Origin of the sequence: Pseudomonas abyssi (assembly GCF_003444685.1) — a bacterium.
Lineage (GTDB): Bacteria > Pseudomonadota > Gammaproteobacteria > Pseudomonadales > Pseudomonadaceae > Halopseudomonas > Halopseudomonas abyssi.
Genome location: NZ_LMAZ01000001.1, coordinates 560156 through 569230, shown reverse-complemented (window position 1 = coordinate 569230; position 9075 = coordinate 560156). Strand labels below are relative to the sequence as shown.

Annotated in this window: 7 protein-coding genes and 2 tRNA genes; 2 read left to right on the top strand and 7 right to left on the bottom strand. The window is 60.9% G+C overall.

From position 1 onward, the window contains the following. Positions 1 to 172 precede the first annotated feature (172 nt). On the bottom strand, positions 173 to 919 hold the full coding sequence (gene rlmB, locus ASB58_RS02620; RefSeq protein ID WP_118129252.1) for a 23S rRNA (guanosine(2251)-2'-O)-methyltransferase RlmB: 747 nt from the start codon (positions 917 to 919) through the stop codon (positions 173 to 175). A gap of 2 nt (positions 920 to 921) precedes the next feature. Continuing rightward, positions 922 to 3408 (bottom strand): ribonuclease R, encoded by a 2487-nt coding sequence (gene rnr / locus ASB58_RS02615; protein WP_235827166.1) that lies wholly within the window; start codon positions 3406 to 3408, stop codon positions 922 to 924. 258 nt (positions 3409 to 3666) lie between these two features. Between rnr and ASB58_RS02610 the strand changes: the two genes are divergently transcribed. Further along, positions 3667 to 3753: transfer RNA gene (locus ASB58_RS02610), tRNA-Leu, on the top strand. Positions 3754 to 3801: 48 nt separating this feature from the next. Then, positions 3802 to 3888: transfer RNA gene (locus tag ASB58_RS02605), tRNA-Leu, on the top strand. Positions 3889 to 4032: 144 nt separating this feature from the next. Here ASB58_RS02605 and ASB58_RS02600 read toward each other — a convergent pair. Genes ASB58_RS02600 through hflK form a run of 5 tightly spaced genes read right to left on the bottom strand, consistent with a single transcriptional unit; the run spans position 4033 to position 9074 of the window. Further along, positions 4033 to 5328 (bottom strand): adenylosuccinate synthase, encoded by a 1296-nt coding sequence (locus ASB58_RS02600; protein ID WP_118129250.1) that lies wholly within the window; start codon positions 5326 to 5328, stop codon positions 4033 to 4035. 48 nt (positions 5329 to 5376) lie between these two features. Beyond that, positions 5377 to 6567, bottom strand: a complete 1191-nt coding sequence (locus tag ASB58_RS02595; RefSeq protein ID WP_118129249.1) for an ATP phosphoribosyltransferase regulatory subunit — start codon at positions 6565 to 6567, stop codon at positions 5377 to 5379. A 51-nt stretch (positions 6568 to 6618) separates the two neighbouring features. Continuing rightward, the gene (locus ASB58_RS20415) at positions 6619 to 6969 is read right to left on the bottom strand and encodes a DUF2065 domain-containing protein (RefSeq protein WP_407920649.1); all 351 of its coding nucleotides are present in this window, start codon (positions 6967 to 6969) and stop codon (positions 6619 to 6621) included. Between the two features lie 33 nt (positions 6970 to 7002). Further along, positions 7003 to 7878, bottom strand: coding sequence for a protease modulator HflC (gene hflC, locus ASB58_RS02585; RefSeq protein ID WP_096003438.1), 876 nt, complete (start codon positions 7876 to 7878; stop codon positions 7003 to 7005). After that, positions 7878 to 9074, bottom strand: a complete 1197-nt coding sequence (gene hflK / locus ASB58_RS02580; RefSeq protein ID WP_118129248.1) for an FtsH protease activity modulator HflK — start codon at positions 9072 to 9074, stop codon at positions 7878 to 7880. The genes hflC and hflK overlap by 1 nt, the downstream gene beginning before the upstream one ends. Between the last annotated feature and the right edge of the window lies 1 nt (position 9075).

Sequence of the window (9075 nt, the reverse complement as noted above, 5' to 3'; positions counted from 1 at the left end):
CTGGAAGCTGGAAGCTGGAAGCTGGAAGCTGGAAGCTGGAAGCTGGAAGCTGGAAGCTGGAAGCTGGAAGCTGGAAGCTGGAAGCTGGAAGCCAATAGTGTGGGCGGGAGGCTAGTTAACCTGCAAGGGTTAAGTTACACCGACGGCGCCCTCGGCACCGTCGGCATCCAGGTCAGCTCGATGCCCTGCGCTGACGCACCGCTTCGAACAGGCAAATACCGGTTGCCACCGATACGTTGAGACTGCTGACGCTGCCAGCCATGGGCAGCTTGGCCAGGTAGTCGCAATGCTCGCGAGTCAGGCGCCGCATACCAGCGCCCTCGGCCCCCATGATAATGATCGACGGCACGGTAAAGTCGACGTCGTAGATCAACTGCTCCACCTCCCCCGCCGTGCCGACCACCCAGAGCCCGCGCTGCTTGAGCTGCTTGAGGGTACGACTGAGGTTGGTCACCGCCACCAGCGGCACGGTTTCCGCGGCACCACAGGCCACCTTGCGTACCGTAGGATTCAGACTGGCCGAGCGATCACGCGGCACGATCACCGCGTGCGCTCCAGCGGCATCGGCACTGCGCAGACAGGCGCCCAGGTTGTGCGGATCGGTCACGCCGTCCAGCACCAGCAGCAAAGGCGTACCCTCGAGCCGGTCCAGCAGATGCCCAAGCATCTCCTCTGACCACAACTGACTCGGTGAGACCTCCGCCACCACACCCTGATGCACGCCCTCGGCCTGGGCATCCAGCTCGTCACCAGCCACCCGCTGAACAGCAATACCCTGCTGTTCAGCCGAGGCCAGTACCGCCTGCTGCCGCTCATTCAACCGTCCCGTCTGCAGCAATAGTCGCTTGATGCGCTTGGGATGTCGTTCGACCAAGGCCTGCACCGCGTGCAAACCAAACACCCGCTCCAGATCACTCATGCTCAACGGGCCTTGCGCTTGCGTGGGCTGCGGTTATCACCGGCAGGTTTCTTGCCCGCAGGCTTGGCAGCACCGGCCGGTTTGGCCGACTTGCCCTTACCCTTGCCCGCCGGCGCCTTCCCCGCGCTGGCGCCGGAGCGGACCTTGCCGCGCGGCTCCGCCTCACCCGCAGCGCGGCGGGCATCGGCCAGCAGCTTTTCACGCATGGCCCGGCTGGCCGACACCTGACGCTCTGCGGCCGGCGGCGGCGGTGCATCGGCCGCCATTTCGAAGTCGATCTTGCGGTCATCCAGATCCACCCGAGCCACCTGCACGCGCACCGGATCGCCAAGACGGAAACGCCTGCCTGAGCGTTCACCAACCAGCGCGTGATGCACCGCATCAAACACGTAGTAGTCCGCCGGCAGCGCCGTCACATGCAGCAAGCCCTCAACGTAGATATCCGTCAGCTCGATAAACAGACCAAAGCTGGTAGCGGCCGTGACCAGGCCATCAAAGCTCTCACCCACCTTGTCCTGCATAAACTCGCACTTGAGCCAGCTGACCACATCACGGGTCGCTTCATCTGCGCGGCGCTCATGCTGCGAGCACTGCTCGCCCAGCTCAGCCAGGCGCTGGTGGTCGTAGGGATAAATACGCCCCTTCGGCATCAGGCCGGCACCGGCCCGGCGCACCAGATCCGTTTTGCGACGCGAGCGAATTACACTGCGGATCGCTCGGTGCACCAGCAAATCGGGGTAGCGACGGATCGGCGAGGTAAAGTGCGTGTACGCCTCGTAGTTGAGGCCAAAATGCCCTGCATTGTCCGGGCTGTAGACCGCCTGACTGAGCGAGCGCAGCATGACCGTCTGGATCAGCTGGGCATCAGGCCGCCCCTGAACCTTGGCCAGTACCGCAGCATAGTCTTCCGGCGTCGGCACGCCTTTCTTGCGCGTCAGGCTCAGGCCCTGGGAGTTGAGAAACTCACGCAGCCGCTCAACTTTTTCAGCCTGCGGCCCATCGTGCACGCGATACAGGCCCGGCAGCTCCAACTCCTGCAGGAAGCGTGCGGTCGCAACGTTCGCGCAGAGCATGCATTCTTCAACGATCTTGTGCGCATCGTTACGCGTTGTCGGCTTGATCTCGATGATCTTGCGATCATCACCGAATACCATGCGCGTTTCGGTTGTTTCGAAATCGATGGCGCCCCGGCCCTGACGCGCTTTGGCCAGCGCCTTGTACAACTCATACAAGTGCTCCAGGTGCGGCAGCACTTCGTTGTACTCATCACGCAGGGCTTTACCCTCGCGACTACGCGGGTGCTCCAGCATGCTGGAGACCTTGTTATAGGTCAGGCGCGCATGCGAGTGGATCACACCCTCGTAGAATTCGAAGTCTGTCAGCTCGCCGGTCTTGGAGATGGTCATCTCACAGACCATCGCCAGACGATCAACATGCGGATTCAGCGAGCACAGCCCGTTGGACAGCGCCTCCGGCAGCATGGGAATCACTTCACTGGGGAAGTACACCGAGGTGCCGCGCAACTCGGCCTCTTCGTCCAGTGCCGAGCCAACCGGCACGTAGTGCGACACGTCAGCAATGGCAACGTAGAGCTTCCAGCCACCGGAGAACAGCCGCCAGCCGCTGGCCTTGTGCGGCTCACAGTAGAGCGCGTCGTCAAAATCGCGGGCGTCTTCACCGTCAATGGTGACCAGTGGCAGGTGGCGCAGGTCGACACGCTTGAGCTTGTCCTTCTCGACCACGTGATCCTTCAGGCGACTCGCCTCCTTGACAACCGCCTCGGGCCACTCGCTGGGAATATCATAGCTGCGCAGCGCCACTTCGATTTCCATGCCCGGCGCCATGTAGTCGCCAACCACTTCAATCACCTCGCCCTGGGCTTGACGATTCATGGTCGGCCAATGGGTGATGCGCACTTCAGCGTACTGGCCGTGCTTGACACTGCCTTTGGCATTCGGAGCAATCAGTACATCGTGCTGGATACGGGCGTTGTCAGCGACCACAAAGCCGATGCCATTTTCCTCGTAATAGCGGCCAACCAGGATCTCGTGGGCGCGGGCGATCACCTCAACAATGGCGCCCTCGCTGCGACCGCGGCGATCTACACCGGTAACACGCCCCAGCGCGCGATCACCATCAAATACCAAACGCATCTGCGAGGGACCAAGAAACAGGTCTTCGCCGCCATCATCAGGCACCAGGAAGCCGAAGCCGTCACGGTGCCCCTGCACCCGTCCGGGAATCAGGTCCAGCTTGTCCACTGGCGCATAGGCGCCGCGACGCGTATAGATGACCTGACCATCGCGCTCCATAGCGCGCAGACGGCGGCGCAACGCCTCGATACTCTCTTCGTCCTGCAGGCCGAACTCCTGCTGCAGCTGGGCACGCGTTGCGGGCGCACCACGATTCTCCAGCAACTGCAGAATCAGCTCGCGACTGGGGATGGGATTGTCATACTTCTCTGCTTCGCGCCGAGCTTCGGGGTCCATCTGACTCCAGTCAGACGACACAGCGGAATTGTGGGAAGTGTTGGGGTGGTCCGACCGAGAGGTCGCACCGGGGGATTTGGTCTTTTTCGTCATAGGCCCCTATTGAACCGAAAATCAATGCCACATGCACCTGTTTGCGGGATAATTTTTTTACGTCAGGGGTTTACAAGTACGCCACGACTATCTAAGATTCGCGCCGTCAACAGGAAACGGCTATCGTAGTGGACCCCGGTTCAGCATAGCAGCTTCAGATGACATGCCCAGGTGGTGAAATTGGTAGACACGCTAGCTTCAGGTGCTAGTGGCCTTACGGCCGTGGAAGTTCGAGTCTTCTCCTGGGCACCAATTCAGAAAAAACCGAGCAACGCTCGGTTTTTTCAGCTTCAAGAAATCGCCCAGGTGGTGAAATTGGTAGACACGCTAGCTTCAGGTGCTAGTGACCTTACGGTCGTGGAAGTTCGAGTCTTCTCCTGGGCACCAATTTCGTAAAAGAACCGAGCCAAGCGCTCGGTTTTTTTATGTCTATCGCTTTAACACCTCACCCTTCCTTCCAGCGTCGAGCGACATGCCAGCGAAACTCGCAAATAAAAAAGGCGCCCTTCAGAGCGCCTTCTCGACCAGCCTTCAGGCCTGGAATATCTGACGCAGAATCACTGTTTCATTACGATCCGGGCCAGTGGAGATAATATCAATGGGCGCACCCACCAGCTCCTCGATGCGACGGATGTAAGCCTGAGCATTGGCCGGCAGACCTTCCAGGGTCTTCACGCCCAGCGTGGATTCCTGCCAGCCCGGCACATCCTCGTACACCGGCTCAAGACCAATGTAGCTATCAGCATCGGTCGGCGCCTGAATGACGTCACCCTGGGCGTTGCGGTAACCGACACAGATGCGGATCACATCCAGACCATCCAGCACGTCCAGCTTGGTCAGACACAGACCACTGATGCTGTTGATCTCGATTGCCCGGCGCAGGATGACGGCGTCAAACCAGCCACAGCGACGCGCACGGCCAGTGGTGGAGCCGAACTCGTGGCCACGCTCAGCCAGACGACTACCCACCTCATCGAACAGCTCCGTCGGGAAAGGACCGGAGCCAACACGGGTGGTATAGGCCTTGGTGATACCCAGCACATAGTCCAGATACAGCGGACCAAAGCCAGACCCGGTGGCAGTACCGCCAGCCGTGGTGTTGGAACTGGTTACGAAGGGATAGGTACCGTGGTCGATATCCAGCAGCGAACCCTGAGCCCCCTCAAACATGATATTGGCGCCTTCGCGACGCAACTCATGCAGTCGCGCAGTGACATCCGTCATCAACGGCGCCAGCCACTCGGCATACTCCATCGCCTCATCCAGCGTCTTCTGGAAGTCGATCGGCTCAACCTTGTAGTAATGCTGCAGGGCGAAGTTGTGGTAATCCAGCACCTCGCCCAGCTTGGCGGCAAAGCGCTCGCGATGGAACAGGTCAGCCACGCGCAGACCGCGACGCGACACCTTGTCTTCATAGGCCGGACCGATACCGCGACCGGTGGTGCCGATCTTGGCCTCGCCACGGGCCAGCTCGCGGGCCTGATCCAGCGCAACGTGATAAGGCAGGATCAACGGACAAGCCGGGCTGATACGCAGACGCTCGCGCACCGGAACACCCTTGCTTTCCAGCTCGGTCAGCTCCTTCAGCAGCGCTTCGGGCGACAACACGACACCATTACCGATGAAGCACTGGACGTTGTCACGCAGAATCCCGGACGGGATCAGGTGCAGCACGGTCTTCTCACCATCGATCACCAGCGTGTGGCCGGCGTTGTGGCCGCCCTGATAACGCACTACCGCCGCGACCTGATCGGTCAGCAGGTCAACGATCTTGCCCTTACCCTCATCGCCCCACTGGGTCCCCAGGATGACAACATTCTTACCCATGTTCAGCCCATGCCTCACTAGAATTGAAATGGCCTTACGGCCGTCTAATCACGAATTCAGTTCAACGACCTGCCAACGGCCGTCACGCCAGGTCAACACACGATCGCAACCATGCGTCACCGCTTCACTATCCGCCTGCCCAGGCAAGGCTACAATCACGCGCTGCCCCGCCGCGCGCTGCTCAGCCACGGCCTGCTGCAAACCGGCTTCTGCACTGTAGGGCGCCCAGATAGCCGAGGCCTGATCGGCACCGACGATCTGCCCCCGCTGCACCAGAAAACGCAGATCAGTCGAGAAACCGGTAGCCGGACGAGCGCGGCCGAAGTCGCTGCCGATGTCATCATAACGACCGCCCTGAGCGACACTCTGGCCAAGCCCCGGCACAAAGGCGGCAAAGACCACGCCCGTGTGGTAATGGTAGCCACGCAATTCACCCAGGTCGAAATACAGCGGCACATCAGGGTAGTTGCGCGCCAGCACCTGTGCCACCTCGGCCAGATCGTCCAGCGCCGCCATGACCGATTCAGGCGCACCGTCGAGCAGCGCATGGGCACGATCAAGCACCTCGACACCACCGGACAGCTCGACCAGACTGCACAACATGCCCCCCAGCGAGGCCTGCTCCAGCGAACCCGCCAGCTCAGCCACCTCGTCAGCGGCCTTGCGCTGCAGAGCATCAAACAAGGCACTCTCGGTCGACTCATCCACCCCGGCCGCCTGAATCAGACCGCGATAGATGCCAACGTGCCCGATATCCAGATGCACTCCTTCCACCCGGCACAGCGCCAAGGTTTCGAGCATCAGGGAGATGACTTCAATATCACTGGCACTGGAGGCATCGCCATACAACTCGGCACCCAGCTGGATCAGGCTGCGCGAGGTCGACAACGCCCGTGGACGCGTATGCAGCACGCTACCGCAGTAACACAGACGCGATGGCCCCTCGGCCCCCAGCGTATGCGCATCAATGCGCGCAACCTGCGGCGTGATATCGGCGCGCAGACCGAGCATGCGCCCGGACAGCTGATCGATCATCTTGAAGGTTTGCAGTTCGAGGTCATGGCCAGCGCCAGTGAGCAACGATTCGAGGTATTCGATGTGCGGGGTGATGACCAGGTCATACCCCCAGCGGGAGAACAGATCCAGCAGCTGTCGACGAGCTGTTTCAATACGTACCGCCTCACGGGGCAGCACTTCGTCGATGCCGTCAGGCAACAGCCAGCGATCTACACTAGGCATTTTTTAAACCTTTCATACAGGGTGCCGAGCCTCGGCGTGACGCTCAGACACCTAGCGAACCAGATACAGGCACAAGGTGCCGATCAACATACTGGCAAGACCTGCCAGCCTTATCTGACGCACACCTAGCTCGGCGATACCGCCAAGCATACGCTGCCAGCGCGCCGGCATCAGAAAAGGCAGTATGCCCTCGATCACCAGCACCAGACAGAGTGCCGTCAAGATTTCCTGCAACATGCCCGCCCCCGTCAGCACCACCTCTGCCAGCGCATCAAGCAGCGTGGACCGGTCACAAAAAAGCCGGGATTTCCCCGGCTGCGCAAGTGTACCACGTTTTGCGCAGTCGGCACCTGCGCAAATCCGCAGCCGCCCATCACCAGCCCAGACAGCAAAACGGGCCACCCAAGGGCAGCCCGTCTTTCAGTGCCAAGGCACTCAGCGTTGCAGCGGATCAGCCTGCATGTACTTGAAGAACTCGCTTTCCGGGTCCAGCACCAGCATGTCGGACTTGTTGGCAAAGCTCTCGCGGTAGGCCTGCAGGCTGCGCGAGAAGGAGTAGAACTCCGGGTCCTTGTTGTAGGCCTCAGCGTAGATCGCCGCCGCCTGCGCATCGCCATCACCCCGAATCTTCTCGGACTCACGGAACGCCTCGGCAATGATTACGCGCTGCTGGCGGTCGGCATCGGCGCGAATCCCCTCGGCGAGCTCGGCACCCTTGGCGCGGTGCTCGCGCGCTTCGCGCTCACGCTCGGTACTCATGCGATCAAATACGCTGCGATTTACCTCGGCCGGCAGGTCAATCGCCTTGACCCGAACATCCACTACCTCGATACCCAGCTCGCGACGGGCATTTTCATCCAGCGTGGCCGTGATATCAGCCATCAGCTGATCGCGCTCACCAGACACCACCTCATGCAGGGTACGACGAGCCACCTCGTTGCGCAGACCGGACTCCAGCTGGCGCGACAGACGCTCTTCGGCGATGGCGCGCAGGCCCGAGGTAGCGGTGTAGAAGCGCTGCACATCAGCGATGCGCCACTTGGCGTAGGAATCCACCATCAGCGCCTTCTTCTCCAACGTCAGATAACGCTGGGTCGCGGTATCCAGCGTCAGCAGACGGCCATCAAAGGCTTGCGCTTCCTGCACAAAGGGTAGCTTGAAGTGCAACCCCGGCGGCACATCATTCTCCACCACCTTTCCGAACTGCAGCACAATCGCCCGCTCGGTCTGGGCGACCACGAAGAAGCTGTTCCAGCCAACGATGACCGCGGCCAGCAGCACTATCAATCCAAACAGTGACTTGTTACTCATCAGCGGGACTCCCTGGAGCGCAGATCACGCTGCTGCGAAGCAGGCGTACGGGCGGACGAATCACTCTGCACAACCGGCGGCAGGCCGGCGGAAGAGCCACTGGACGACCCGCCACCACTTTGACTCATCAGTTTGTCGAGCGGCAGATACAACAGGTTATTGCTGCCCTCGCCGCCAGACACCAGCACCTTGCTGGTGCTGCTCAGCACACTCTGCATGGCATCGATGTACATACGCTCGCGCAGCACCTCGGGCGCCAACACATACTGTTCCAGCAGCAGGTCGAAGCGTCTGGCTTCACCCTCGGCGCGCGCCACCACTTCATCCCGATAACCGTTGGCTTCCTCCAACATCCGCTGGGCACGACCGCGCGCCTCAGGAATCACGCCATTGGCGTAGGCTTCGGCCTGGTTACGCGCACGCACTTCGTCTTCCTTGGCACGGATAACGTCGTCAAACGCGTCCTGTACCTCGGCCGGTGCCTGGGCGTTCTCGATATTCACCTGGGTCACCGCGATACCGGTGTTGTAGCTGTCCAGATAGCGCTGCAGACGCTCGGTTACCTCAACCGCCATCTGCTCACGCCCTTCTGTCAGCACCTGGTGCATCGGCGTGGAACCCACGACGTGGCGCACAGCGCTCTCGGTGGCATGACGCAGACTGGTCTCCGGGTCTTCAACCTTGAGCACAAAGTTCTCGAGATTGGAAATGCGGTACTGAATCGCGACCGGCACCTCAACGATGTTCTCGTCTTCTGTCAGCATCTGACCCTGCTGGCGATAAGAGCGCACCTGCGTCACGTTACGCTGGAACTTCTTCTCGACCGGCGGGAAGTACAGATGCAGACCCGGCCCCACAGTGCGGTGGTACTCGCCGAAGCGCAGAATCACTGCCTGCTCCTGCTCATTGACCATATACACGGCCTTGAACACCCAGAAACCGAGGATGACAACCAGGCCCAGCGCCCAGATCCAGCCCGGAATACCGGCACTGCCGCCGTTACCAGCCGACCCGCCGTTGCGGTTGTTACGCTTGCCCGAGCCGAACAGGTTATTCAGGCTGTCCTGCAGCTTGCGCAGCGCCTCATCCAGGTCCGGCGGACCCTGCTTGCCGCCGCGATTGCCACCGCCGCCGCCACTGCCCCAGGGATCCTGGTCGTTAGAATTGTTGCCGCCACCAGGCTCATTCCAGGCCATA